This window comes from Burkholderia sp. RS01 (assembly GCF_039748055.1).
GTDB lineage: Bacteria > Actinomycetota > Actinomycetes > Actinomycetales > Micrococcaceae > Arthrobacter.
This window is the reverse complement of sequence record NZ_JBDLAK010000015.1, coordinates 43,731-68,457: the sequence shown is the minus strand read 5'-3', so window position 1 is coordinate 68,457 and position 24,727 is coordinate 43,731. Positions and strand designations below refer to the sequence as shown.

General features: G+C 66.9%; 23 protein-coding genes. 4 read left to right on the top strand and 19 right to left on the bottom strand.

What is annotated here, in order from left to right; genetic code table 11:
- Window positions 1-53: 53 nt before the first annotated feature.
- The 4 genes from ABFP37_RS14675 to ABFP37_RS14660 form a co-directional block, all read right to left on the bottom strand.
- Window positions 54-626, bottom strand: coding sequence for a hypothetical protein (locus ABFP37_RS14675; protein WP_347034007.1), 573 nt, complete (start codon window positions 624-626; stop codon window positions 54-56).
- Window positions 551-1,087, bottom strand: coding sequence for a hypothetical protein (locus ABFP37_RS14670; RefSeq protein WP_347034006.1), 537 nt, complete (start codon window positions 1,085-1,087; stop codon window positions 551-553). Before ABFP37_RS14670 ends, ABFP37_RS14675 begins: the two co-directional genes overlap by 76 nt.
- Before the next feature lie 267 nt (window positions 1,088-1,354).
- Entirely contained in the window at window positions 1,355-2,146 is a 792-nt protein-coding gene (locus ABFP37_RS14665) for a TIM barrel protein (RefSeq protein ID WP_078026803.1), read from the bottom strand.
- Entirely contained in the window at window positions 2,143-3,264 is a 1,122-nt protein-coding gene (locus ABFP37_RS14660) for a Gfo/Idh/MocA family oxidoreductase (protein WP_347034005.1), read from the bottom strand. Before ABFP37_RS14660 ends, ABFP37_RS14665 begins: the two co-directional genes overlap by 4 nt.
- 107 nt (window positions 3,265-3,371) lie before the next feature.
- Between ABFP37_RS14660 and ABFP37_RS14655 the strand changes: the two genes are divergently transcribed.
- The gene (locus ABFP37_RS14655; protein WP_078026805.1) at window positions 3,372-4,376 is read left to right on the top strand and encodes a LacI family DNA-binding transcriptional regulator; all 1,005 of its coding nucleotides are present in this window, start codon (window positions 3,372-3,374) and stop codon (window positions 4,374-4,376) included.
- Between the two features lie 161 nt (window positions 4,377-4,537).
- On the opposite strand, the gene ABFP37_RS14650 is transcribed toward ABFP37_RS14655, so the two are convergent.
- Window positions 4,538-6,325: a molybdopterin-dependent oxidoreductase gene (locus ABFP37_RS14650; RefSeq protein ID WP_347034004.1), complete on the bottom strand. Its 1,788-nt coding sequence runs from the start codon at window positions 6,323-6,325 to the stop codon at window positions 4,538-4,540.
- A 55-nt stretch (window positions 6,326-6,380) separates the two neighbouring features.
- On the opposite strand from ABFP37_RS14650, the gene ABFP37_RS14645 reads away from it, so the two are divergent.
- Window positions 6,381-6,818 carry a DUF1003 domain-containing protein gene (locus tag ABFP37_RS14645; protein ID WP_347034003.1) on the top strand — a complete coding sequence of 146 codons (438 nt, stop codon included), beginning with the start codon at window positions 6,381-6,383 and terminating at the stop codon, window positions 6,816-6,818.
- A gap of 122 nt (window positions 6,819-6,940) precedes the next feature.
- On the opposite strand, the gene ABFP37_RS14640 is transcribed toward ABFP37_RS14645, so the two are convergent.
- The 12 genes from ABFP37_RS14640 to ABFP37_RS14585 form a co-directional block, all read right to left on the bottom strand.
- The gene (locus tag ABFP37_RS14640; protein ID WP_347034002.1) at window positions 6,941-8,503 is read right to left on the bottom strand and encodes an ABC transporter ATP-binding protein; all 1,563 of its coding nucleotides are present in this window, start codon (window positions 8,501-8,503) and stop codon (window positions 6,941-6,943) included.
- Window positions 8,500-9,258, bottom strand: coding sequence for an energy-coupling factor transporter transmembrane component T (locus ABFP37_RS14635; protein ID WP_347034001.1), 759 nt, complete (start codon window positions 9,256-9,258; stop codon window positions 8,500-8,502). The genes ABFP37_RS14640 and ABFP37_RS14635 overlap by 4 nt, the downstream gene beginning before the upstream one ends.
- A gap of 2 nt (window positions 9,259-9,260) precedes the next feature.
- Complete coding sequence (locus ABFP37_RS14630) at window positions 9,261-10,082, bottom strand: hypothetical protein (protein WP_347034000.1); 822 nt, start codon at window positions 10,080-10,082, stop codon at window positions 9,261-9,263.
- A gap of 124 nt (window positions 10,083-10,206) precedes the next feature.
- On the bottom strand, window positions 10,207-11,256 hold the full coding sequence (locus ABFP37_RS14625; RefSeq protein WP_347033999.1) for a nucleoside hydrolase: 1,050 nt from the start codon (window positions 11,254-11,256) through the stop codon (window positions 10,207-10,209).
- Window positions 11,256-12,233 carry an aldo/keto reductase gene (locus ABFP37_RS14620; protein ID WP_078026812.1) on the bottom strand — a complete coding sequence of 326 codons (978 nt, stop codon included), beginning with the start codon at window positions 12,231-12,233 and terminating at the stop codon, window positions 11,256-11,258. Before ABFP37_RS14620 ends, ABFP37_RS14625 begins: the two co-directional genes overlap by 1 nt.
- 94 nt (window positions 12,234-12,327) lie before the next feature.
- Complete coding sequence (locus ABFP37_RS14615) at window positions 12,328-12,546, bottom strand: hypothetical protein (protein WP_078026813.1); 219 nt, start codon at window positions 12,544-12,546, stop codon at window positions 12,328-12,330.
- 33 nt (window positions 12,547-12,579) lie between these two features.
- Window positions 12,580-13,140, bottom strand: coding sequence for a hypothetical protein (locus ABFP37_RS14610; protein WP_078026814.1), 561 nt, complete (start codon window positions 13,138-13,140; stop codon window positions 12,580-12,582).
- Window positions 13,137-13,682, bottom strand: a complete 546-nt coding sequence (locus ABFP37_RS14605) for a DUF402 domain-containing protein (protein WP_078026815.1) — start codon at window positions 13,680-13,682, stop codon at window positions 13,137-13,139. Before ABFP37_RS14605 ends, ABFP37_RS14610 begins: the two co-directional genes overlap by 4 nt.
- On the bottom strand, window positions 13,679-15,652 hold the full coding sequence (gene dxs / locus ABFP37_RS14600) for a 1-deoxy-D-xylulose-5-phosphate synthase (protein WP_347033998.1): 1,974 nt from the start codon (window positions 15,650-15,652) through the stop codon (window positions 13,679-13,681). The genes ABFP37_RS14605 and dxs overlap by 4 nt, the downstream gene beginning before the upstream one ends.
- Before the next feature lie 141 nt (window positions 15,653-15,793).
- On the bottom strand, window positions 15,794-18,604 hold the full coding sequence (gene acnA, locus ABFP37_RS14595) for an aconitate hydratase AcnA (RefSeq protein ID WP_078026817.1): 2,811 nt from the start codon (window positions 18,602-18,604) through the stop codon (window positions 15,794-15,796).
- A gap of 152 nt (window positions 18,605-18,756) precedes the next feature.
- Entirely contained in the window at window positions 18,757-20,130 is a 1,374-nt protein-coding gene (locus ABFP37_RS14590; RefSeq protein ID WP_347033997.1) for a TRAM domain-containing protein, read from the bottom strand.
- Window positions 20,127-22,103, bottom strand: coding sequence for an APC family permease (locus tag ABFP37_RS14585; RefSeq protein ID WP_185982397.1), 1,977 nt, complete (start codon window positions 22,101-22,103; stop codon window positions 20,127-20,129). Before ABFP37_RS14585 ends, ABFP37_RS14590 begins: the two co-directional genes overlap by 4 nt.
- A 93-nt stretch (window positions 22,104-22,196) precedes the next feature.
- Here ABFP37_RS14585 and ABFP37_RS14580 point away from each other — a divergent pair, with 93 nt between their 5' ends.
- Both ABFP37_RS14580 and ABFP37_RS14575 read left to right on the top strand, forming a co-directional pair.
- A complete protein-coding gene (locus tag ABFP37_RS14580; protein WP_078026820.1) occupies window positions 22,197-22,868 on the top strand; it encodes a TrkA family potassium uptake protein in 672 nt (223 codons plus the stop codon).
- Complete coding sequence (locus tag ABFP37_RS14575) at window positions 22,869-23,642, top strand: TrkA family potassium uptake protein (protein WP_078026821.1); 774 nt, start codon at window positions 22,869-22,871, stop codon at window positions 23,640-23,642.
- On the opposite strand, the gene ABFP37_RS14570 is transcribed toward ABFP37_RS14575, so the two are convergent.
- Window positions 23,609-24,367 carry a DUF3159 domain-containing protein gene (locus ABFP37_RS14570; protein ID WP_078026822.1) on the bottom strand — a complete coding sequence of 253 codons (759 nt, stop codon included), beginning with the start codon at window positions 24,365-24,367 and terminating at the stop codon, window positions 23,609-23,611. The two genes, ABFP37_RS14575 and ABFP37_RS14570, sit on opposite strands and share 34 nt — an antisense overlap.
- Window positions 24,364-24,675 carry a hypothetical protein gene (locus tag ABFP37_RS14565; RefSeq protein ID WP_347033996.1) on the bottom strand — a complete coding sequence of 104 codons (312 nt, stop codon included), beginning with the start codon at window positions 24,673-24,675 and terminating at the stop codon, window positions 24,364-24,366. Before ABFP37_RS14565 ends, ABFP37_RS14570 begins: the two co-directional genes overlap by 4 nt.
- Window positions 24,676-24,727: the final 52 nt, after the last annotated feature.

Sequence of the window (24,727 nt, the reverse complement as noted above, 5' to 3'; positions counted from 1 at the left end):
TGGCGCTCCCGGCACCCCCCATGTGTTGGGATCGGCACCGCCTGTGACAATGCTTAGGCTGCCCGCGCATCTTTGAGGTGCGCGGGTTTGAGCGATTTGGCGTGATGCAGGAGTTGGCGTTTGCGCCGGCCGCTCGTGGGCAGTGCGGTGTCCTGCAGGGCAGCACTAGCCAACGCAGCTTCGGTGAGCCGTGTGTGGTCGTGGTGACGGATCGGTGCCTCGCAGTAGGGCGTGCGGCAGGTGTGGTCGCGGGCCCGGATGACGCGGCGCAGCCCGGCCGGGAAGAGCCTGGCACGGGAATCCATGGCCGTGAGTTCCCCGGTGCCCGGGGCGGTGTACAGCCGCCGCAGCCAGACATCCACAGTGGCGTTCCCCGTGGCGGCTTCCGCGCTGAGTGCGCCTTCCGCGATATGTGCGTCTTCCGCAGCGGCTGGCCGGCCCTCCCTTGCCGCGGCGTCCCGGACGGCAGCCCGGACCCAGGCGGCGGGGACGATGCTGTAGCCGGGGAGGCGGGCGGGTTCGGAGTCGCCCTGGAGGAGGGTGCGGTCGGTCATGACGAGCTGGATCTCGATGCCGGTGATCCCGCCCGGCGTGCCGGTGATCCGTTCGACGAGGTCATCGGCCATGATCTGCCCGCGGGAGCGGCCGTCTCCCGTCCCGGCGAGGGTGTCCGCGTGCCGGGTAAGGGCGGCGTGGACGGCGACGCCGGGTGACCGGGAGCAACGCGCCATTCGTTCAGTTCCCCGGCGCTCAGCGCAGCCAGGGTGCGGGGCATCTCCGTCACCAGGGCCCTGGCCAGGCCCAACAGCCGGGACCCGCGGGCCGGGGATTCACGCCGGGCCAGCGCGATCTGCGCCCCCACGCCCTTGCCGCGTTCATCCGCCGGGACCCCCGCCGCGGCCTGCGCGCGGCGCTGGCCGACGTCGAACCCCACCGCGATCCGGGCCTGCAGCGCGGCCGCGGCGGACTTCAGATCCTCCAGATCCCGCATCTGATCAATCATCCCGGCACCGCCGTCACTGCAGGGGCGGATGCCGGCCAGGGACGCGATCAGGTCCCGCACACTCGTGCCGGCTCCCGCCGCCACTTCTCGATCCTGTCCCGGTTCCCCATGCCTTCCATACCTGAAGTCTGCCAGCGACCACTGACAAAAAACGGCGGCCACGGAACTACAAATCCGAACCCTGAACCCTGAATCCCGATGGGGGAGCAATCGGGAGGCTGTGACCGAGCCAGTTCCTTCCCAACAGAAGGCCGGCGCACTCGGCCGAGCCAGTGGTCCGCCCGCGCGCCGATGAGGAAATGGCGCGGGGGCGGCGCTTCTGCGAGTCCAGGACCTGGCGTCGACCCGACGTCAGTCCGCGAAAGCCGCCCGGAAGGCGGCGAGCGCCGCATCACCCGCCGCCGGGCTTTGACCCCCGGCAGCGCCGGCCTCCAGGCCGATGACACCGGAATAGCCGGCATCACTGAGGGCCGTTGCAACGGCACGGTAGTTGATCTCGCCGGTGCCCGGTTCGAACCGCCCGGGGACGTCGGCGACCTGGATCTCCCCGATCCAGGGCAGCGCGGACCTGACAAGTTCGATCAGGTTTCCCTCCCCTATCTGGGCGTGGTAGAGATCCAGCATCATCTTCACGTTCGGATGGTCCACGGCGGACACCAAAGCCATCGTGTCCTTGGCCCGGGCCAGCGGTATACCCGGATGGTCGAGGATCGTGTTCAGGTTTTCGAGGGCAAACGTCAGCCCGTGTTTCTCCCCCAGCACGGCCAGCCGTTCCAGGGTGCGCAAGCCGGTCAGCCACATCTCGCCGGTGGACCGGTGAATCGGCCGGACCGCGAGGCCGCCTTCCCCGAGTTCGGCCGGATGCACCACCATCCGCTCCACGCCGAGTTCCAGCGCCGCGGGAATGAGCTTCTCCGCCGAGGCGAGCACTTCGTGAGCGCCGTCCGGGTCAATGAGGCTGCCGCCGAAGTAGCCACTCATGGAAGAGAACCGGGCTCCGGTGCCGGCCAGGGCCGGGATGTCCCGACCCCGGGTGTCCCAGAGCTCCACCTCGAAGCCCTGCCCGTGAATTTGCCGTACGCGTTCGATCAGGGGCAGCTCGCCGTAGACCATCTCGGCACAGACGGCCAGGCGGAAGCTCATGCGCCGTCCCCCACCGGATGGAGTCCGGGCTCAGCGGCCCGCAGTTCGGCGACCGAGGCAACATCGACCGGCAGCCCGGTTTCAGCAGAACGCAGGGCCGCAAGTGCAACCGCCAGGGCATTGCGGGCATCGGTTCCGCCCGGGCCCGGTGTGGCTGGGCCTTGCACGCCGTCGCGGCGTGCTTTCACGGCGTCGACGAAGTGGGCCAGCTCCGCCGTGTAGGCGTCATGGAATAGGTCCACATTCAGCCGCACCGTGTCGGCACCGATACCGGCGGCGGTGTAGCTCGTCGCACTGGTGGCCTGCGGTCCGCCGGCGGTCACCATGCCGGCGGATCCGAACACTTCACCGCGCACGTCGTAGCCGTAGAGGGCGTTGAAGTTCGCCTCCGCCACCGCGATGGCGCCGTTGCTGTAGGTCACGGTCACAACTGCCGTGTCCAGGAAGCCGCCGTCCTTGGCTTCCGGGGCCACGAGCGCGTCAGCGACCGCGTGGACGCGGACCGGAACGGCACCGGGATTCAGCCAGTTGAGGGTGTCAAAGTCGTGGATCAGGGTTTCCAGGAAAATCGTTCCCGGCGGTGTACGGTCCGGGTTTGCGATTCCGGCCGCACTGCCGGGATCCCGCGTCAGGGACCGGAGCAACTGCGGGACTCCCACGCTGCCGCCGTCGATGAGCTTGCGGGCCGCGGCGAAATCGGCCGCGTAGCGGCGGTTGAACCCGAACTGAACGGTGATCCCGGCGGATTCGGCTGCCTCCAGGGCTTCATCGAGTTCCTCAATTGTGCGTCCGCCGGGCTTTTCGCAGAACACGTCCTTCCCGGCCCGTGCGGCGGCCGCGATCAGGCCGGAGTGGAACCGCGCCGGGGCTGCGATGAGGACGGCGTCGATCTCCGGATCGCTGATCACATCGGCGGGGTCGGCACTGATCTTGCCGACCCGGAGCCTGCCGGCCAGTGCCTCGACGGCGGGAAGGGAAGGATCCGCAATCGCGTCGAGGCGGGCGCCGGGTATGCGGTGCGCAACAGACTCGGCGTGGAAACTTCCGATCCAGCCTGCGCCGATCAGGGCGACGCGGACAGGCCGGTCTTCACTGACCGGATGCTGAAGGTAACTCATGAATACTCCTGGGCTTGGGCTTCTAGATCGTTCTAGTGACACCATGTTGGCATGGGATTCACTGCATGTCTAGATCGTTCTATAGACTGGAGCGGACGAGGAGGACCATGCCGGAACAGCAGCGCCGCCCAACCCTGATGGACGTGGCCCATGCGGCCGGCGTCTCACGGGCCCTGGTTTCCATTGTGATGCGCGGCGCGCCCGGCGCCGCGGAATCCACCCGGCAGAAGGTCCTCGAAGCGGCACGGGACCTCGGCTACCGGCCAGACAGCCGCGCCCGCCTGCTCCGCAGCAGCAGCACCAAACTCCTTGGCCTGAGTTTCTTCAGCGCGCACGCCTTTCACGCCGAGATTGTGGATGCCGCCTACGCCGCCGCCACGTCGCGGGGGTATGAACTGGCCCTGAGTGCGGTGGCCAACGGCCGTCCGGAGACCCGGGCCATCGAATCGCTGCTCGATTTCGGCTCCGCAGCGCTCATCATGATTTCGCCGACCCTCAGTCACCAGGAGCTGGCAGGATATGCCGGCCAGGTGCCCGTCGTCAGCCTCCTGCGCGACGACGTCGGCGATACCGTGGACTCCGTCAGCAGCGACGACCACGCCGGCATACGCATGGCGGTGGACCACCTGACCGGCCTTGGTCACCACAGTATTGTTCATGTCGACGGCGGCACGGCGGTTTCCGCCGACCAGCGCAGGGCGGCGTTCCGCGCCGAAATGGACCGTCACGGGCTGGCGGCCAGGATCCTCGCCGGCGGACCCACCGAGGAAGACGGGCTGAGGGCCGCCCGGTCCCTGCGCGCGGACCTCCCGTCAGCCATCATCACCTTCAATGACAGGTGCGCCCTGGGCGTGATCGAAAGCCTCCGGGCGGACGGGCTGAAAGTGCCTGACGACGTGTCCGTGCTGGGCTACGACGACAGCCAGTTCGCCCGGCTCAGCTACCTGCAGTTGTCGTCCGTCAGCCAGGACGCGCCGTTGCTCGCTGCCGCAGCCGTTGACCGCGCCGTTGACCGGATAGAGGGAACCCAAGCGCCCGCCCATGTCGTCCGAACCCCGCACCTGGTGGTCCGCAGGACCACGGCACCTCCCGGGCCCGCCGCGGGCCAGTAGAGCCCCCGCAGCGGCTGCGGCCTATGACGCAGCTGGCCGGGAATCGATTGCCTCGTTCTTGAGGGGCGATCTTCGGGTATCTGCCAGGCTGGCGGACACGGAACAATTTTCACTACCCGAAATAGAGTTTGAGAACCGCGAGCGCTCGAGGCGGAGGGCCGTCATATCGATTGGCGGTAGCCGAAGAATTCGTGGTCTTCGTTGTACCCTCCAAAGCCGCCGCCGAGGTGCTCGAAATTTTCCACAAATTCAATTCCTTTGATCCACTTGACCATTTTGAAACCCAGCTGGGTTTCGTTGCGGAGCCTCAGCGGGGCGCCGTGTCCAAAGGAAAGCGGCTTTCCGTTCATATCGTAGGCAAGCATGGTCAGTTCGTAACTCATCTGTTCGAGCGGGTGCGCGTCGTAGTAGATGCCTTTCTCGGGCCCGTCACCGAGGGAGTAGAACACCACCCATTTCGCCTCGGGTTTGGGCTGAACGAGATCGAGAATGGTTTGCATGGAGACCCCACCCCATTTGGCTATCCCCGACCATCCCTGAATACAGAAGTGTTGGGTGATCTGCTCACGGTAGGGCATGGCGCGCAGCTGCAACAGGTCCAGCTCAACGGGGTTGGCCACCAAGCCGTCGATTTTCAGTCGGTAATCGGCGAAGTTTCCCTCGAAGAGGGCCTTGTACTCGTCGGAGTCCGGGTACTGGCCGTTGTGCCAGAAGTAGGGGGATATGTCCTTCTCGCTGTATTGCCCGGGCCTGGAGTCAACGTGTTCGAACAAACGCTGCGCCGGTCCAGTCAATGCATACCCGACACGTTGGATCACACGCGGACGGCGGATGGTAAGGGGCGTCGCGGCAACCCAACCGGTGACAACCACCGCCATGGACAGGACGAAGATCCAAAAGCCTGTCCAGGAGTTGTCGGCGCGGCCGGCAAACATGTGGTTGAGATTGTTCAGGGCTCCGGTGGTGAAGACGAAGGTAACGTGGATGACGATGAAGAGCAGGAACCACACCAGCACCAGGAAGTGGACCGACCGGGCGGCCTGGATGCTGAGCACGGTGCTGATCCGCCGGAACCGGGTCGAAAGTGCCGGAGACATGCCGAGCCCGGTGATAAGGGCCAGGGGTGCGGCGATGAAGACGGTTATGCAATAGGAAAGCAGTTGCAGGCTGTTGTAGTTGGTCCACCCGCTCTCGGCCGGCCAGTCCATGGACAGGTACTGGATGGCCACCGACAGTGCATTGGGGAACACGTCCCAATGCACTGGCACCAGTCGCATCCATTGCCCTGTTGTGAACAAGAGTATGTAGAAGACAATGCCGTTCGCTAGCCAAAGCGTGTCGACTCCCAGATGCCACCACCGGGCGAGCCCGATCGAATGTCGAAGTCCAGGAATCCCGATCTGGCCGGGAAGACTGATGGAGTCTTTTTTCGCTGTCCACAACGGGTCAGCAGGAACGGGCTTTTGGGCTCGAAACCAGTCCCTGCCCGGAGTACTGTGACGGGTCCAGTACAGCCGGGGGTGGTCCGTGAAAATCTGAGCCCCTGAACGAATGATGAACATCATGAAGAACAGGTTCAGAAAATGCTGCCACCCCAGCCACGCAGGAAGCCCCAACGGCGCGTCCGAAGGGAGATCTGACATTCCCGGGAATTGGCGCATGAACGACTGGACGTCCGGCAGCTCACGCAGCCCTTTCGCTACCGCGACGGCAGCAATCAGGAGCACGAAGCCGAGCGGGAGCATCCACAGCAGATTGAACCATTTCTTCCCCACCCGCACCCGTGGGGCTATGCCGCGGTCCTGCGGGATCGTGCCCGCAAACGTGGCAGGATCGACGGCGTCGAGGCCTTCGACCAGTTCATCCCTATAGCTTTTCACCACCTCCGGGGTCACGGCCGACTGGGCAGGTGCCGGAAGGTCGGATTTTTCCGGCGAATCAGGGCTCATAGTGCAGGCTAACAGAACCTCAGCGCCGCCCCGTCCGATCCGGCTAAGGTAGAGAATGACCGACGAACCGAACACCTGGCACGAAAGACACAAGGCTTCCCTCACCCGCGGGCAGCGGGCGGCGGACCTTATGCGCAACGGGATGGGCAGCTGGCCGTTCGTGGGAGGCTTCATCGGCTTTATGCTGGTCTGGGCGGCCGTAAACACGTGGGCACTGGCATCCCGCGCCTGGGATCCATACCCCTACATCCTTCTCAACCTCTTTCTGTCCATGCTGGCAGGTCTGCAGGGGGCAATTCTGCTCATCGCAGCCAAACGCCAGGACGCAATCGCCGGAGTCATGGCCCAGCATGACTACGCCACGAACCTCAAATCCAAGGAAGAGATCGAACTTCTGATGGACGTCAACCGGCAACAGCTGGAGATCCTCCGCGAACTGCAGCAACTCGCAGGACACGGACACCATGACGTGAGCGCAACCACCGGGGCCTGAAACGCGGCCGGCGCGCTTGTACTCCTCACGAATAACCCGACCGGACGCCAACAGCACCCTGTCCGATTCCCCTTGGGACACTGTGAACATTGGCAGGCTTCTCGGCACACGAGGACGCGCAGCTACGGGCCTGCGAGGACACCGTTCCGCAGCTCCACCAGCCGGTGCGAGTGTGCCCGGGCGAAGGCGATGTCATGCGTCACAAGGACGACGGCGGCGCCGCGGCCGGCCGCCGCTGCCATGGCGCCGGACAGTCGCCGCAGGCCGTGGGCGTCCAGTGCGACCGTAGGTTCGTCCAGGGCCAGCACGTCAGGCTCGCGCGCCAGGACGGTGGCCAGTGCCAGCATCCGCTGGCCCGAGCCGGATAGCTCGTGCGGATGGGCGCTGCCGGCAGCGCCCAGTCCCGCCGACGCCAACGCGTCACCGGCGCGGGCGGCGGCCTCGTCACCGAACATGCGGTCCAGGCCGAACATCACCTCGCGGAGGACGGTCCGTTCGAACAGCTGGTCGTGGGGGTGCTGGAACAGCAGCCCGAGCCGCTGGGCGACGATGCCCGTCGGGACCCCGGCAATGCCCTCGCCGCCAATGCGGACCTCCCCTTGGAGCGGCCTGAGCTGCCCGTTGAGCATCCGCAGCAGCGTCGACTTCCCCGCACCGTTCGGCCCCGTCACGGCCACGATTTCCCCGGGCCACACGGCCAGGTCCACGTTCTCGAGGAGGAGCGGCCGGCCGGAGTTTTTCGCGCCGAACCCGAACGATACGCCGTCCAGTTCCACCGCCGGCACATCGGCGGGTGCCGGGCGCGTCCCGGGCCGGGACAGGGCTGACAGCTGCGCCTGAACCAAGCCCGGCCCCTGATCCGGGTACTGTCCTGACCGCTCGCTAACGACTACTCCGGATCTGGCCGGCTCCTCGCCGGCAAGGAGCCGGTCCGGCGGTCCGGCCGCCGTCGCGATCCCGTCCTCCAGCACGAGCCAGTGTTCGGCCGAGCGCGTCAGCGGGTCCGCGCTCTGGCTCAGGACCACGACAGCGGTCCCCCGGGCCAGTTCCGCGGTCACCAGCTCCGTGACGGTCCGGGTTCCGTCCGCGTCCAGGGACGCCAGCGGCTCATCGAGGATCAGGACGGCGGGGTCAGCCACAATGGCGCAGCCCACGGCCAGGCGCCGCAGTTCTCCCCCGGACAGCGTCGCGGGGTCGCGCTTGAGGAGGCCGGCGAGGCCGGTCCGGCGGGTTGCCTTGGCGACGATCCGGACCATCTCGGCGCGCTCGGTCCCGCGGTTTTCCAGTCCGAAGGCAAGTTCCTCTTCCACGGTGGCCCGGACCGCAGACAGCATGGCGGCCGGGTCCTGCGGCACGTATCCCACATGCTCGGCCCAGGCGGCGGGATCGAGCTGCGGGTCACTGTCCGCTCCGGAAAAGACCAGCGGCCGCCAGGCCTCCTGATCTCCCCCGGGTTCCAGCTGCAGCCGCCCCTTCAGCGTCCCGTCACGGCCGCCGGCCAGCCAGCCCCCGAGCAGCCTCCCCAGGGTGGATTTTCCGCTGCCGGAACCGCCCAGCACCGCCGTCAGCGAGCCCGGGGCCGCCACCATGTCCACTCCCTGCAGAGCGGGACGGGAGTCGCCGTGGAACGTGAAGGATTCTATGACCGCCCGGAGGGTGACCGCGGCTGGTCCGTGCCCGTTCATGCCTGGCCGCCCCCAGACAGGGATGCTGCAATGCGCACTGCCACTGCAGCCGCGGCCAGCAGGGCAGCGAGAATACGGAAGCCCCGCTGGGCCGGCGAATCATGGACCTGCGTGTAGGAGGTCCGGGGGCCGGGGCGCCGAAACCCCCGCGCATCGAGAGCCTGGGCCCGGATGCCGGCGTCGTGGACGAGCCCCAGCACCAGCGGAACCATCTGCAGCCGCGCCGCCCCGAGGCGGCTTCCGAGGCCCTTCTCCACCACCAGGCCCCGCGATTCCTGCGCCTGGCGGACCTTCTCGAGCCGCGCGGCAATGATGGGGGCGAGCATCAGCGTGGACGCCAGCACGTAGCCGAACTGCGGCGGAAGGCGGAGTGCGGCCAGGGAGGAGACCAGTTCCGGCACCCGGACACTGAACGAAAACAGCAGCAGGACCACGACGAATGCAGCGGTGCGCAGCCCCATGTCCACAGCGAATCCCAGTCCTTCCGTGGTGATCCGCGCAGGTCCCCAACTAGCGAGCACGGTGCGGCCCTCGGGGAAGAACAGTCCGTGCATCACCAGCAGCGACAGCCAGAACGGCGCCAGGATGACCCCGGCGGCGAGGAGGACGCGGCGCGCGGTGCCGGTGACGGCGGCCAGCAGCACCGCACTTGCCGCGACGGTGAGGGAAACCGCCCAGCTGGACGCCGCCGTCGTGATCACCAGGACGGCCGCGGCCGCCGTCAGGGTGGTGAGCGGGTTGAGGCGGGACGCCACGGTCAGGCGTTCGGCTTGGCCGGCTCCTTGCCTGCGAGGACGTTGTGGCGGCGGACGAACGGGAACTGGAACGTGGTGCGGCGAGGCAGTGCGTAGACCAGCAACGCCGCGATGGCGAAGACGATGGCCTTGTCCATGGGGTCCGAGATCAGGGCCTGCTTGGTGATGGCGGCCAGCAGCGTGTCACCCATCGCCCGGAACGCACTGACGATCGCGCCGGTCCCGGCTCCGGAGGTTCCACCGAACACGAAGGCAGCGATGGGAGCCGAGACGACGCCGGCGACAATCCCGGTGACGAATCCGGCAACAGGGGCGAGGTAGAAGCGCCGGAACAGCCCGTAGCGGGCGGCGGCGCCCGCGAGGAAGCCGATGAGCGCCGCGCCTGCCGCGAAGGGCAGGACGGTGGGGTTGATGAAGGACCACACGATGCTGCTCAGCGCGCCGGTGGCGGCACCCGCCGCGGGGCCCGCAAGGACGGCGATCAGCACGGTGCCGATGGCATCCAGGTAGAAGGGCAGGCCGCTGCTGCCCATGAGCTGCCCGAGCACGATGTTCAGGACCAGCGCGACGGGCATCAGCACCACCGTGGAGGTGGGGAGGGTGGGAAGCACGCCCACGATCAGCAGGACCGCGCCGAGCAGGAACCCGCCGAGCGCGACGAGGGCGGAGACGCTGCCGAGCCCGCCGGCGATGTCGGCCGGCTGAGTGAGCACCAGGTAGATGAACGTGGCTGCGATCGCGGCGGCACCAAGGATTTCCAACAGCCGGCGGTTCCGGCCCGCCTGCTGGCCGGGGGTGGGGAGGGTGAGGGACGGCTGTGACATGGTGGTTCCTTAGGCTGATGACGGCGGGGTCCGCACCCGTGGCGGGATGCTCCGCGTACGCAAAAGTGGGGCGCCTATGTCACCTTGGCGCGGCTACCATCCTACCGACTGCCGGAGGTGCCTGCTACGGGGAATCCTGGCTGCTGCGGACCGGCAGCGTGCGTGCCAGCGCGCCCACGGACGAGATCAGCTCATCGAAGCACTGCCCGGGATCGTTGGAGATGACGATCCGCGCGTTGGCCGGTTCTTTCCAGATGCCGCGGAAGTCGGCCACCGTGGTGCCGATAAGCCGGGGCGACCCGGTTTCCACGTGGACGGTGGCGGGCCGCGTCCCGTACGGCGTGCGGCCGATTGCGACGGCGGCAGCGAAGGCGTCGTGCATGTGCGCAACGAATCCCTGGTCGTACAGCCGGTGGAATTCCATGTAGAAGCGGATGGCGTCGGACAGGCAGGCCACGAGCGGATTCCCGGACACGCTGCGCTGCCCCTCGGGCTGCTCCGGCAGCACGAGTTCCGGTTCGTCCGCGCCTGCGGCCTCGGCCAGGCGCTGCAGGTGCTCCGGGCGCATCTCGATCCGCTCGGTGGTTTCCAGGGCGCACACCACCGGCAGGCTGTCCTCCGGGAGGCCGCTGTAGGCCGCGAAGACCTCCTGCGCCGCATGCGGGTCCACGGACACGTTCCATTCCGCCGTGGGCGTGGTGTTGCCCTGGTAGTTGAAGCACCCGCCCATGATGACCAGGCCCTTCAGCAGCCTGGGAAGCTCAGGCTCACGGCGCAGGGCCAGCGCGAAGTTGGTCAGCGGGCCGGTGATCAGCCCGGTGATTTCTCCCGGGTGTTCCCGGACCGTCTCCACCCACACGTCCACGGCGTGCCGCGGTGATATCTCCTGTGCCGGCTTCGGCAGCTCCGCGTAGCCGATCCCCTGCGGGCCGTGGGTCTCCTCGGTGGTCACCAGGGGGATTTCCAGCGGCACCTCGGCGCCGACTGCCACTTCCACGCCGGTGCGGCCGCAGAGTTCCAGAAGTGCCAGGTTGTTCAGGGCCACCTGCCTGGCACCCACGTTGCCGGCCGTGCACGTGATGGCCCGGATGGCGATCTCGGGCCGGGAGAGCAAGTAGACCAGTGCAAGGGCGTCGTCAATCCCGGTGTCGACGTCCATCAGGACGGACTGCATCAGAACAGGGCCACCTTGGGTGTCTGCGGGAAGATGGCATCCAGTTCGTCCAATTCGGCCGCGTCCGGCACCCAGGCCACGGCCTCCGCATTCTGGCGGACCTGCTCGGGCCGCGTGGCGCCGGCTATGACGCTGCCGACGGACGGCTGGGCGGCCAGCCAGGAGAAAGCCACCTGCACTTCGGTGAGGTCCCGGGCAGCCGCGAACGCACTGAACTGCTCCAGCTGCTGCCAGTCCGCATCCCGTACCAGGCTGGTGCGGGTGTGGCTGAGCCGCGAGCCGGCGGGGGCCTGGTCCGGCGCGTACTTTCCGGTCAGGAGCCCATTGGCCAGCGGGAAGTACGGCAGGAGGCCGATCCCGTAGGCCTCGGCCGCGGGGGTGACCTCCAGTTCGGCACGCCGGTCCAGCAGGTTGTAGTGGTTCTGTGACGAGATGAAGCGCGAGCCGCCGCGGGCACGGGCCACGAATTCGGCCTCGGCGATCTGCCAGCCGGCCCGGTTCGAGTGGCCGATGTACCGCACCTTGCCGCTCGTCACCAGCTCGTCGAGGGCGTCGAGGGTCTCGTCGATGGGGGTCAGCGGGTCCGGGGTGTGGAACTGGTAGAGGTCGATCCAGTCTGTACCGAGCCGGCGCAGGGAGGCCTCCGCGGCGCGGATGATGTAGCGCCGCGAGCCGCGGGCCCCGAAGTCCTTGCCGTTGCCACCCTGCATGTCCATGCCGAACTTGGTGGCCACGATGGCTTCCTCGCGCCTGCTGCCGAGCGCCTTGCCGAGCATGGTCTCGCTGAGTCCCGGCTCGCGGCCGTAGGTATCGGCGACGTCGAACAGCGTCACGCCGGCGTCAAGGGCGGCATGAACGACGGCGTCTGTCCCCTCCTGCGATTCCGTCACCGTATTGGCCCGGCCCAGGTTGTTGCAGCCGAGCCCGACCACGGAGACAGTCAATCCGGATTTTCCAAGACGGCGATATTCAGTCATGGAAACACCCTATAACGGCACGGACGGCCGCCCGTTGGCCGGCGTAAGCTTGCGGCCGCCCTGGCGCCCGCACAGCCCCGTCAGCCCGCGCAGCTCAGGCGGATTGGAATTCCAGTCCGTGCTCGTCGAGGGCGTCCTGAAGCTGCGCCAGGGTCTTGGCGCACATGCCCGGGAGTGCCGCCACCTGGCGCTGCCCGAGCTGCGCCACCTGCTCAAGCGTCTCCACCCCGGAGTGGGCGAGAAGCCGGCGCGCAGGCGAGGCGATGCCCCGCGGAAGCGGTGTCCGGCCTGGTTGGACTGACTTCGGTGTCATGACGTCCTGCCTTCCTTGTGCGTGGAACTACTCTTAGAGGCTGAAGCTGGCGGCCTGCTTGGGTGAGTGCTTAAGCTTCAACGCCGTCGGGTCGCTGAACGGAGCCGCGCCGATGCTCAGCTTGGTGAAATCCAGGTCCTCGCCGCGTATGCAGACCTTGATGGCGGCCACGGCCTTGTTCACATCCGGGCACAGGCAGAAGATATTGAGCTTGGAGTCGCTGAATTCCGAGCGGTCCACGACACCCAGGCCGCGCCACGCCAGGTGGCTGATCAGGGCGTCCTTGGCCTTTTCCTCAAGGTAGCGGTCCCGGCTGGTGCCTTCCTTGGTCTTCAGCGCGTACTGCGCGACCACCCAGAACTGCTCCTCCTCCGGAATCTCGGCGTAGCCGTCCTCGGCACACTGCACCGCGAAGGCGTCCATCAGCCTCTCGGCGGCCTCGGCATCCGGTACGTCCGTCTCCTCGGTCTTGCTCTGGTGCCCCACTACCCCGTGGTTCATGATGAACTGGCTGTAGTCCTCGTCGAACCAGGCTTCCCTAAACTGGAGGGCCCCTTCTTCATCGCGCTTGTAGACCCGGATAATTCCGCTCATGCCCGTCCTTTCCTAAACCATTCACGGTCTGTGCCGTCGAACGGTGGCTGTTGTGCCTTTACGGCCTGGTAGAGCTCGTCGGATGCCGACCTGATCCGGTCAACAAGCTGCACGGGGTAAGCCATCTCAATCCTGTGCTCTGCGAATTCGTCCTCGTCATCGACGAATACGCCGCGATCCGCCGAGCGGATCACGTCAAGGTCCATGTCAATCACGTGGAATTCCGCCACGCCGGGCCTGACGTTCTTCCATTCATGGGCTGTGGCGAGGTCGACGTAGACGCGGAAATCACCGGGATAGGCGTCGTCATAGAACGTGACCACGAATTCACCGGTCCGGGGAACCAGGAGCACCGCGTCTGACGCCGTGTAGAAGGCAGCGCCGGGACGGGCGCAGAATTCGTTGGTGCCCTGGAAAATCCACCAGCCGTGCGCGTCCTCGCCGAGGTACCGGCCGGGAACCACCCAGTGTGCCCGGCCGTCCCACTTGCGGTTGCGGGCCACCACCAGGTCGCCCTGCTTCAGTCCGTGCGGAATCCTCACAGGATTGGCAGGCTGCCGGTGCTGGGGTGTTCCTGGCCCGGCAGGGGACGGGCAAAAGGCACCTTCGTCCCGAGAACCTGCGCCACGACGTCGTGCGTGATCTTCTTGGCGGTGAGTCCCACCCGTTCCAGGACCTGGCCGCGGGTGCCGTGGTCAAGGAAGTCGACCGGGAGTCCGACCTCGTTCAGGGCGGTGTCCACGCCGGCGGCGCGCATCTCCTGGCGGATCCGCGATCCGACTCCGCCGGCGCGCACGCCGTCTTCGATGCAGATGACGAGGCGGTGGTGGGATGCGAGGGCCACGATGGACCGGCGCACGGGAAGGACCCACCGGGGATCCACCACCGTGGAGCTGATCCCCTGTGCGCCGAGCCGGTTGGAGACATCCAGGGCGAGTTCGGACATGGCGCCGACGCTCACGATCAGGACATCGTTTTCGCTGGATCCGGCGGGGCGGCGGGCCAGCACATCGACGCCGTCGCCCAGCCGTTCTATGGCTTCGACTTCCGCGCCGACACTGCCCTTGGAGAACCTGACCACGCTGGGGGCGTCCTTGATGGCGACCGCTTCCCGGAGCTCCTCGCGGAGGCGGGAGGCATCGCGGGGTGCGGCGAGGTGGAGTCCGGGAACGATCTGGACCATGGCCATGTCCCACATGCCGTGGTGGCTGGCGCCGTCCGGGCCGGTCACGCCGGCCCGGTCCAGGACGATCGTCACGCCCGCCTTGTGCAGGGCCACATCCATGAGCAGTTGGTCGAACGCCCGGTTGAGGAACGTGGCGTAGATGGCCACCACCGGGTGGAGTCCGCCGAAGGCCATGCCGGCCGCGGACGTGAGGGCATGCTGTTCGGCGATTCCGACGTCGATGACCCGCTCAGGGTGGCGCGCGGCGAACTTGTGCAGCCCTACGGGGATTAGCATGGCGCCGGTGATGCCGACGATGTCCGGGCGTTCGTCCGCGATATCGGCAATTTCATTGGCAAAGACGGAGGTCCAGGACTGGGCGCCCGAGCCTTCGGTGGGCTCGCCGGTCTCGGGATCGATGACGCCGACGGCGTGGAACTGATCCGCCTCGTGGGCGCGGGCCGGGGCGTAGCCGTGGCCCTTCTCCGTGATGGCATGGACGATCACCGGCCCGGCGTACTGCTTGGCCTGCGCGAGGGCGTGCTCCATGGCGTGGAGGTTGTGCCCGTCCACGGGCCCGATGTACTTCATGCCCAGGTCCTCGAACATGCCCTGGGGTGCCCACCAGTCCTTGATGCCCTTTTTCATGGCGTGCAGGCTGCGGTACGTCAGCTGGCCGAGCGGGCCGCCGTTCTGGAGCTTCTGCTTCCACCAGTCCAGGGTGCCCTCGTAGGCCGGGGCCGTGCGGAAGGAGTCGATGGTGGGGCGCAGCGAGGCCAGGTAGTCGGCGAAGCCGCCCACCGTGGGCGCATACGAGCGGCCGTTGTCGTTGACGACGATCACCACGCGGCGCTTCTTGTCCGCGGCGATGTTGTTGATGGCCTCCCAGGCCATGCCGCCGGTCAGGGCGCCGTCGCCCACCACCGCAATGACGTAACGGTCGCCGTCGCCGGTCAGCTGACGGGCCCGTGAAATGCCGTCCGCCCAGGACAGCGAGGAGGACGCGTGCGAGCTCTCCACGATGTCGTGTTCGGATTCGCCGCGCGCCGGATAGCCGGACATGCCGCCCTGCTGGCGCAGGGTGCCGAAGTCCTGCCGGCCGGTCAGGAGTTTGTGCACGTAGGACTGGTGCCCGGTGTCAAACACGATGCTGTCCCGGGGCGAGTCAAAGATGCGGTGCACGGCCATGGTGAGTTCCACGACGCCGAGATTGGGTCCGAGGTGTCCACCGGTCTGTGAGACGTTGCTGATCAGGAATTTCCGGATGTCGGTAGCCAGCTGTTCGAGCTGCGCTGCGGACAATTTGCTCAGGTCCTGCGGGTTCCGGATGGTCTCCAAGATTCCCAACGGCCCCTCCTTCGGTGGTAGACGTGCCTTTTAACTCTAACGCCTCTGCCGTTGCCGCCGCGCCGGAACGCGAAAGCCCCGGCTGGTCTGTGACCGGCCGGGGCCTTCGCGTGCGTTACCGGTATTGGCCGGCGACTCCGCCTAGTTCGCGGAGATCTGGCGCAGAACGTACTGCAGGATGCCGCCGTTGCGGTAGTAGTCGGCTTCGCCCGGGGTATCGATGCGGAGCACGGCATCGAACGACTTGGCGGTGCCGTCTTCGGCGGTGGCCGTGACCTTGAGGGTCTTCGGCGTGGTGCCTTCGTTCAGGGCGGTGACGCCCTCAACAGCGAAGGTTTCCGTGCCCGTCAGCCCCAGGGTGGCAGCGGACTCGCCGGCCGGGAACTGCAGCGGAAGGACGCCCATGCCGATCAGGTTCGAGCGGTGGATGCGCTCGTAGCTTTCGGCGATGACAGCCTTGACGCCCAGCAGCGCGGTGCCCTTGGCGGCCCAGTCGCGGGACGAGCCGGAACCGTACTCCTTGCCTGCCAGGACCACCAGCGGGGTGCCGGCTGCCTGGTAGTTCTGGGCGGCGTCGTAGACGTAAGCCTGCGGGCCGTCCGCCTGGGTGAAGTCGCGGGTGAAGCCGCCCTCCACGCCGTCAAGCAGCTGGTTCTTGATCCGGATGTTGGCGAACGTGCCGCGGATCATGACCTCGTGGTTGCCACGGCGCGAGCCGTAGGAGTTGAAGTCCTTGCGCTCCACGCCGTTGGCCAGCAGGTACTGGCCGGCCGGGGTGTCCGACTTGAACGAGCCGGCCGGGGAGATGTGGTCCGTGGTGACGGAATCGCCGAGCTTCAGCAGCACCCGGGCGCCGGAAATGTCCGTGACCGGCTCCGGCTGTGCCTTCATGCCTTCGAAGTAAGGGGGTTTCCGGACATACGTGGACTTCTCGTCCCAGGCGAAGGTGTCGCCGGCCGGGGTGTCGAGGGCCTTCCAGCGGTCGTCGCCGTCGAAGACGCCCTCGTAGCCGCGGGCGAACATTTCCTTGTCGATCGAGGAATCGATGACCTGCTGGACCTCGACCGGGTTCGGCCAGATGTCCTTCAGGAAGACATCGTTGCCGGCCTCGTCCTGGCCCAGGGCGTCGGTGTCGAAGTCGAAGTCCATGGAACCGGCCAGGGCGTAGGCGATGACGAGCGGCGGGGAGGCCAGGTAGTTCATCTTTACGTCCGGGTTGATCCGGCCTTCGAAGTTGCGGTTACCGGACAGGACGGCGGTGACGGAAAGGTCGTTGGCCTGGATGGCCTCGGAGATTTCGGCGTCCAGCGGTCCGGAGTTTCCGATGCAGGTGGCGCAGCCGTAGCCCACGATGTAGAAGCCGAGCTTCTCCAGGTACGGGGTGAGGCCGGACTTCTCGTAGTAGTCGGTGACGACCTTGGAGCCGGGAGCAACCGAGGTCTTGACCCACGGCTTGGAGGCCAGTCCCTTGTCCACGGCGTTGCGCGCCAGCAGGGCTGCGGCGAGCATCACGGACGGGTTGGACGTGTTGGTGCAGGACGTGATCGACGCGATGGATACCGCGCCGTGGTCCAGCTCGAACTCGCGGCCGTCTTCGGTGACAACGTGCACCGGGTTGGACGGGCGCCCTGCGGCGCCGTTGGCTGCGGACTCAACGCGTGCCGTTTCCGTGGTGTGGGAATCGGCGTGCGTGAAGGAGGGCGGATCCGAGGCCGGGAAGGACTCTTCCAGGGACTCGTCGACGCTGCCGTCTTCGATGCTCACGTAGTTGTGGATGTCCTTGCGGAACTGCTCCTTGGCATCCGTGAGCACGATGCGGTCCTGGGGACGCTTCGGGCCGGAGATGGAGGGAACAACCGTGGACAGGTCCAGCTCGAGGTACTCGGAGAACTTGATCTCGTGCGAAGGATCGTGCCAGAGGCCCTGTTCCTTCGCGTAGGCCTCGACGAGGGCGACGTTCTCCTCGGAGCGGCCGGTGAGGCGCAGGTACTCGATGGTGACGTCGTCGATCGGGAACATGGCGGCCGTGGAGCCGAACTCCGGGCTCATGTTGCCGATGGTGGCGCGGTTGGCCAGCGGCACTGCCGCCACACCCTCGCCGTAGAACTCCACGAACTTGCCCACAACACCGTGCTTGCGCAGCTGTTCGGTGATGGTCAGCACGACGTCGGTGGCCGTGGCGCCGGCCGGGATGGACCCGGTCAGCTTGAAGCCCACGACGCGCGGGATCAGCATGGACACGGGCTGGCCCAGCATTGCGGCCTCGGCTTCGATGCCGCCGACGCCCCAGCCGAGCACGCCCAGGCCGTTGACCATGGTGGTGTGCGAGTCGGTGCCGACGCAGGTGTCCGGGTAGGCCCGGACGACGCCGTCAATTTCGCGGGTCATGACGGTGCGGGCCAGGTATTCGATGTTCACCTGGTGCACGATGCCGGTTCCCGGCGGGACGACCTTGAAGTCATCAAACGCGGTCTGGCCCCAGCGCAGGAACTGGTAGCGCTCACCATTGCGCTGGTATTCGATCTCCATGTTGCGCTCCAGTGCGCCGGAGTTACCGAATGCGTCGATCTGCACCGAGTGGTCAATCACCATCTCGGCAGGTGCCAGCGGGTTCACCCTCTTCGGATCGCCGCCCAGCTCCTTGACCGCTTCACGCATGGTGGCCAGGTCAACAACGCAGGGCACGCCAGTGAAGTCCTGCATGATCACGCGCGCCGGCGTGAACTGGATTTCAGTGTCGGGCTCGGCATTGGGATCCCAACCGGCCAGTGCTCGGACGTGATCGGCCGTGATGTTCGCGCCGTCCTCGGTCCTCAACAGGTTTTCAAGCAATACCTTGAGGCTGAACGGAAGGTTTTCTGCACCTTCAACGGAGTTCAACCGGAAAATTTCGTATTCGGTACCGGCTACATTAAGTTTGCCTTTTGAACCGAAGCTGTCCACAATGCTCATCGCAGGACTCCTCTCGCAACAGTTTCATCTTTGTCGCGCGGTAGACCGCTTGCTAGTTAGGGGAACCTAATTAGTGCAGGCCCTGACAAATTGCATGGGTCAACCGTGATTACGGAGCGCGACGTGGGACTACTAGGCCCATAGTAGTGGTATCAGCCGCGGGGAGTCAGCAGTGCCACCGTCTCCAGGTGGTGGGTGTGCGGGTACAGGTCGAAGGCCCGAAGCGCCGACAGGGACCAGCCGCCCTGCTGGAAGTACCCGATGTCGCGGGCAAACGATGCCGGGTCGCAGGACACGTAGGCGATGGCACGGGGGCTTGAGGCCACCAACTGGTTGACCACTGCCTTGCCTGCTCCGGCGCGCGGCGGATCCAGCAGGAGGGCGTCAAAGCTGCGCGGCCGCTCGCGCAGCACGCGCTCCACGCGGCCCTGCACGATTTCGACCTGCGGTGCACCGTGCAGGTTTTTCCGCGCGTCCCGGCTCGTTCCGGGCGCGCCTTCCACCGACAGCACCGAACCTGTCTCGCCGACGGCGTCCGCGAGCGGTGCCGTGAACAGCCCGGCCCCGGCGTAGAGATCGGCGACCGCCGCGCCCGGCTCCAGGAACCCGCCGTCGTGCAGGAAGCCCGTCACGGCGCCCACCAGCGTCTCCGGGGCGTCGCGGTGGATCTGCCAGAAGCCGGCACCCGTGACCCTGTAGTCGTGCCCGGCGGCGGACTCCTGCACCCACGTGCGGCCGCGCAGCTGCAGCGTCTCGTCCTTGAGGGGATCGTAGCTCGCCACGGAAACGTCCGCGGGAAGCTGGGCGAGGATGGTGCTGAGCCGTTTGGCGCGGGTCCCGGGCGCCGGTGCCAGGAGCACCAGCGGCCGCGAGCCGTTGGCCGGCACCGCCACCTCCACGCGCTCGATGCCCTGCAGGTCGATCTCCCACAGGCGCAGGGCGTTGACGCCGTCAACGGCGAGTGGCATCTCCCGCACCGGAATGATGTGGTCCGAGCGGTGGGCGTGCATTCCCAGCTTTCCGGCGGCGGTCACCGCAAAACTCGCCCGCGTGCGCCACGCGAGGCCGTCACCGCCGTCGTTGGTTGCCGCGTCTGCGGCGCTGGCCGCGCCCACCGGCTCAACATCGGTGGACAGTTCGACGCCGGCCAGCCGCTTGAGCTGTTCGGTCAGTACCTCACCCTTCAGGCTGCGCTGGCGGGACAGGGAGACGTGGCCCAGTTCGGCACCGCCCACCGGCGGGTGCCCGTGGGCCCAGGAACTGGAGGAGTCGGCCACACGCCAGAAGTGCGGGACACGGTCGGGCGACGGTTCGAGGACGTCCACGACGTCGGCGCGCCAGAATTTGGCGGACTCTCCCGCGTCGGTGAGCCGGATCCGGGCGCGTTCCCCGGGGATGCCGTGACGGACGAACACCACCCGGCCTTCGTGGCGTGCCACGCAGTGGCCGCCGTGGGCCACGGGGCCGATGTCCACGACCAGTTCGGCGCCGATTGAATGGGTGGTCTGGGTGTCCGGCACGCTCATTGGATGTCCTGCAGTTTCTTTGCTTCTTCGGATGATTTGAGTTGCCACGGAACGCTGGCGACCATGACCCCGGGCTCAAAGTGGAGCCGGGTCTTGATCCGCAGCGCCGTCTGGTTGTGGACCAGTTGCTCCCACCACTTGCCCACCACGTATTCCGGGATGTACACCACGATGAGGTCGCGGGGAGAGTCCCGGCGCATGCTCTTGATGTAATCCATGATCGGGGTGATGGTCTCGCGGTAGGGGCTCGCGAGCACCGTCAGCGGCACCGGGATTTCGAGCTTGTCCCAGTCGGCCAGCGTATGCGCCGTTTCCTCGGCGTTGATGTCCACGGTGATCGCATCCAGCCGGGAAGGGCGGGAGGCGCGGGCGTAGGCGAGGGCCCGGAGGACGGGCTTCCGGACGTGGGACACGAGCAGCACGGCATGGACGCGGGTCGGGAGCGCGCGGGGCGAGGAGTCCTCGTCCACGGCCAGTTCCTTGGCCACGTTGTCGTAGTGGGCGCGGATGCTCCACATGATCAGGAACAGCACGAACATCGCCAGCAGGGCGATCCAGGCGCCCTGCTCGAACTTGGTGATGAGCACGATCACCAGCACCAGCGCCGTCATGCCGAAGCCGATCATGTTGATGGTGCGGGACTTGATCATGCGGCGGCGCAGCGCCTTGTCCTTGGCCAGCTTCAGCTCCCGGCCCCAGTGCCGGACCATGCCGATCTGGCTCATGGTGAACGAAATGAAGACGCCCACGATGTACAGCTGAATGAGCTTGGTGACGTCGGCGTTGAAGGCGAGGATGAGCACGAGCGCACCGGCGGCCAGGGCGAGGACGCCGTTGCTGAACGCCAGCCTGTCGCCGCGGGTGCGCAGCTGGCGGGGAAGGTAGCCGTCCTGGGCGAGGATGGATCCCAGGACCGGGAAGCCGTTGAAGGCCGTGTTGGAGGCAAACACGAGGATGACGCCGGTGGCGGCGACCACGATGTAGAAGGGGATGGAGCCGGCCCCGAAAATTGTCTGCGCAATCTGGCTGATGGCCGGGTTCTGGATGTAGTCCTCCGGCAGCGGCTTGCCGTTCAGCAGGAACTCTTTGGCCGGGTCCAGGACGATGTGAACCTTCGTGGCGTTGGCAAGGTAGATGATGCCGGCCAGCATGGCCGAACCGATGACTCCTAGCAACAGCAGCGTGGTGGCCGCGTTTTTGCTCTTCGGCTTTTGGAAGTTGGGGACACCGTTGCTGATGGCTTCCACCCCGGTCAGGGCGGCGGCTCCGGAGGAAAATGCGCGGAGCAGCAGGAACGCCCCGGCCAGTCCGACGAGGCCCTGATCGAAACCCGGGTCCGGGACAATGGTGAACGCGGCCGACGGCGCCTCGCCAAGCTGGCCTGTTACCGCCTGGAACACGCCGACGGCGGTCATGCCCAGGATCGACGCCATGAAGATGTAGGTGGGCACGGCAAACACGCTGCCGGCCTCCTTGATGCCGCGCAGGTTGACGAGCGCCAGGATCACCACGCCGATGGTGGCGATGATGGCCTGCTGGCCGTGGAGCGACGGAACGGCGGTGGTGAGGTACGCGGCCGCCGACGACATCGACACGGCCACGGTGAGCACGTAGTCCACGAGCAGCGCGGAAGCCACGGTCAGGCCGGCGAACTTCCCCAGGTTCACGTTCGCGATCTCGTAGTCACCGCCACCGGAGGGGTAGGCGTGGACGTTCTGCCGGTAGGAGGCCACGACCGTCAGCAGGACCACCATGACGGCTAGGCCGACGAGCGGCGAGAACGCCACGGCGCTGACGCCTGCCAAGGCCAGCGTGAGCAGGATCTCGTCCGGAGCGTATGCCACGGACGACAAAGCGTCCGAGGCGAAAATGGGCAGCGCGATCCGCTTCGGCAACAGCGTGTGGGCCAGCCGGTCGTTCCGGAAGGGCCGCCCCACCAGCACCCGCTTCACGGCATTCAAAATTGTCAGCACCACACAAAGTTAGTCTGATTCGGACGCGATGTCATGGCAGGATTCCGGCGGTAGAGTCTTACGGAGCAGTCGGCGAGAAGTTGAGGAGACAGTGTGGCGCACTTCGTGATCATGGGTTGTGGACGCGTAGGGGCAACCCTGGCGCACACGCTGGAGGATGCAGGCCATTCCGTGGCCATCATCGACCAGGATGACCGCGCATTCCGCCGGCTCCGTTCCGGCTTCACCGGCCGGAAAGTGACGGGCGTCGGCTTTGACCGTGACACGCTCAAGCAGGCCGGTGTCGCCGACGCGTACGCCTTCGCCGCGGTGTCCAGCGGCGACAATTCCAACATCCTCGCCACGCGGGTGGCCCGCGAAACCTTCCATGTACCGCACGTCGTCGCCAGGATCTACGATCCGGGCCGTGCCGAGATCTACCAGCGCCTGGGCATCCCCACAGTCGCGGCAGTGCGCTGGAGCGCCGACCAGGTCCTCAGGCGGATCCTGCCGGAACAGCACCTCGCCGGTGACTTCCGCGAGCCGTCCGGCCGCCTGGTGCTGGCCGAACTCGAACTGGATCCCGCCTGGATCGGCCATACCGTGTCCTCGATCGAGAAGGCCGCCGATGTCCGCGTCGCGTACCTGACCCGGTTCGGCGAAGGCGTCCTTCCTTCCCCCGGCACCTCGTACCAGGAAGGCGATACCGTCCACGCCATGCTGCGTGTGGACCGCAGCGCCGAAGTGGCCCATGTTCTGGCCAAAGCACCCGCCAAGGAGTCTTAAGTGAAAGTCGTCATCGTCGGAGCCGGAAGCGTGGGCTCCTCGATCGCCCGTGAGCTGCTTTCCCACAAGCACGAGATCCTGCTCATCGATCTCAAACCGGAAGTCATTGGCCGGAGCGGGCTGCGCGGGGCGCACTGGCTGGTCGGTGACGCGTGCGAGCTCAGCACCCTGCAGGACGCGAAGCTCGACGACGCGGATGTGGTGGTGTCGGCCACGGGTGATGACAAGGTGAACCTCGTCGTGTCGCTGCTGGCCAAGACCGAGTTCGGCGTCGGGCGCACCGTGGGGCGCGTCAACAACCCGAAGAACGACTGGATGTTCAATGATTCCTGGGGCGTCGACGTCGCCGTCAACACGCCGCAGCTCATGACGGCCCTCGTGGAGGAAGCGGTGGAGATCGGAGACCTCGTGCGGCTGCTCACGCTGCAGACCGGAGTGTCGTCGCTCGTGGAGTTCACGGTGCCCCATGACTCGCACGCGATCGGGCTGACCGTGGGCGACATCGACTGGCCGGAGGACTCGACGCTCGTGGCCATCCTGCGGGACCAGGCCCCGATTACCCCCAGCCGGGACGACGTGATCGACGGGGGCGACGAACTGTTCTTCGTCACCACCATCGCCGCGGAGGACCAGCTGCGAGAACTCCTGTCACCCGGTTCCAGCGTAGGATCCGGCGCCGGTGAAGAGTCAGCAGGGGAAGCCGGGGCGCAGTTGCCGGCCGCCGTGCAGACCCGGCTGGATCAGTCGCCGGAGGCTGACGGCTTCGACGGCTGAACCGCGGCAACGCCCGCGGGCCGGGTGACCAGCCAGGCCAGCCATACGCCCAGGATGTACAGCGGCGCACCCATGATGAGCCTCGTGGTTGCCAGCGCCGCCAGGCCGTCGGGGCCCATCAGATACAGCGGCACCTGCACCAGCAGGCGCAGGGCAAGTACGCCGACGATGATCCACGTGCCGAGCCGGTAGGCGCGGACCCTGGCAGGGTGCCGGCGCCAGTCCAGCCCCTCGTTCCGGATAAAGCCGAACAGCAGCCCGGCAATGGGCCACCTGACGGCAATGGAGATCACCATCGCGACGATGTAGGCCGCGTTGGTGAGGAATCCGGGCAGGTAGAAGTCCTCCGCCTTGCCGGTGCTGTTGGCGAACCACGCGGAGATGGCGACGCCCACGATCCCTGCCAGGGCCTGGGTCAGGGGGCGGCGCTGCACGAGCCGGACCACGGTAAACACGGCTGCTGCGCCGAGGGCCGCGATGAGCGACGGCGTCAACGCACCGGTCGCGGTGAAAGTAATGAGGAAGACCAGCCCGGGCAGGATGCTCTCCGCGATGCCCTGGTAGCCGCCGGCGCTCTTGAGCACGTCGATGCGCCCGTCATCGGTACGGTGCAGGCCGGCTTTGGACGCATACCCTTCGGCCAGCCCGGCAAAACCGGGAGCTTCCGGCGCCGAGTCCGGCTCCGGCCGTCCAGTACCCCGGTCCGGGTTCTCGGGCAAAGTCATTGGTTCTCCTGGTGGGACAGTATTTCGTAGCGGGGGTTGAAGATGGTGGGCAGTCCGTCCCGTACCGTCAGCATGCCTTCGAGCCGCAACTCCGTTCCGGCATCGATGCCCGGAATGCGGCGGCGCCCCAGCCAGATCACCCGCAGGCGGTTCCGTCGCCCGGACGAAGGACGGTTCCTGCCGGCACCGGCAGGGGCCTGGGACGATGCCGCGGGGGCGGGTTCGGCGGGCCGGGTCCGGCCCGGACGGTCGTGGTCCGTGACAATCGCGGTGAACGCCGCCACCTGCGTTGCCGGCGCGTACGTCACGGATTCAATGAAGCCCTCGCAAAGGACGCGCCCCCGCTCCGGCAGTCCGCTG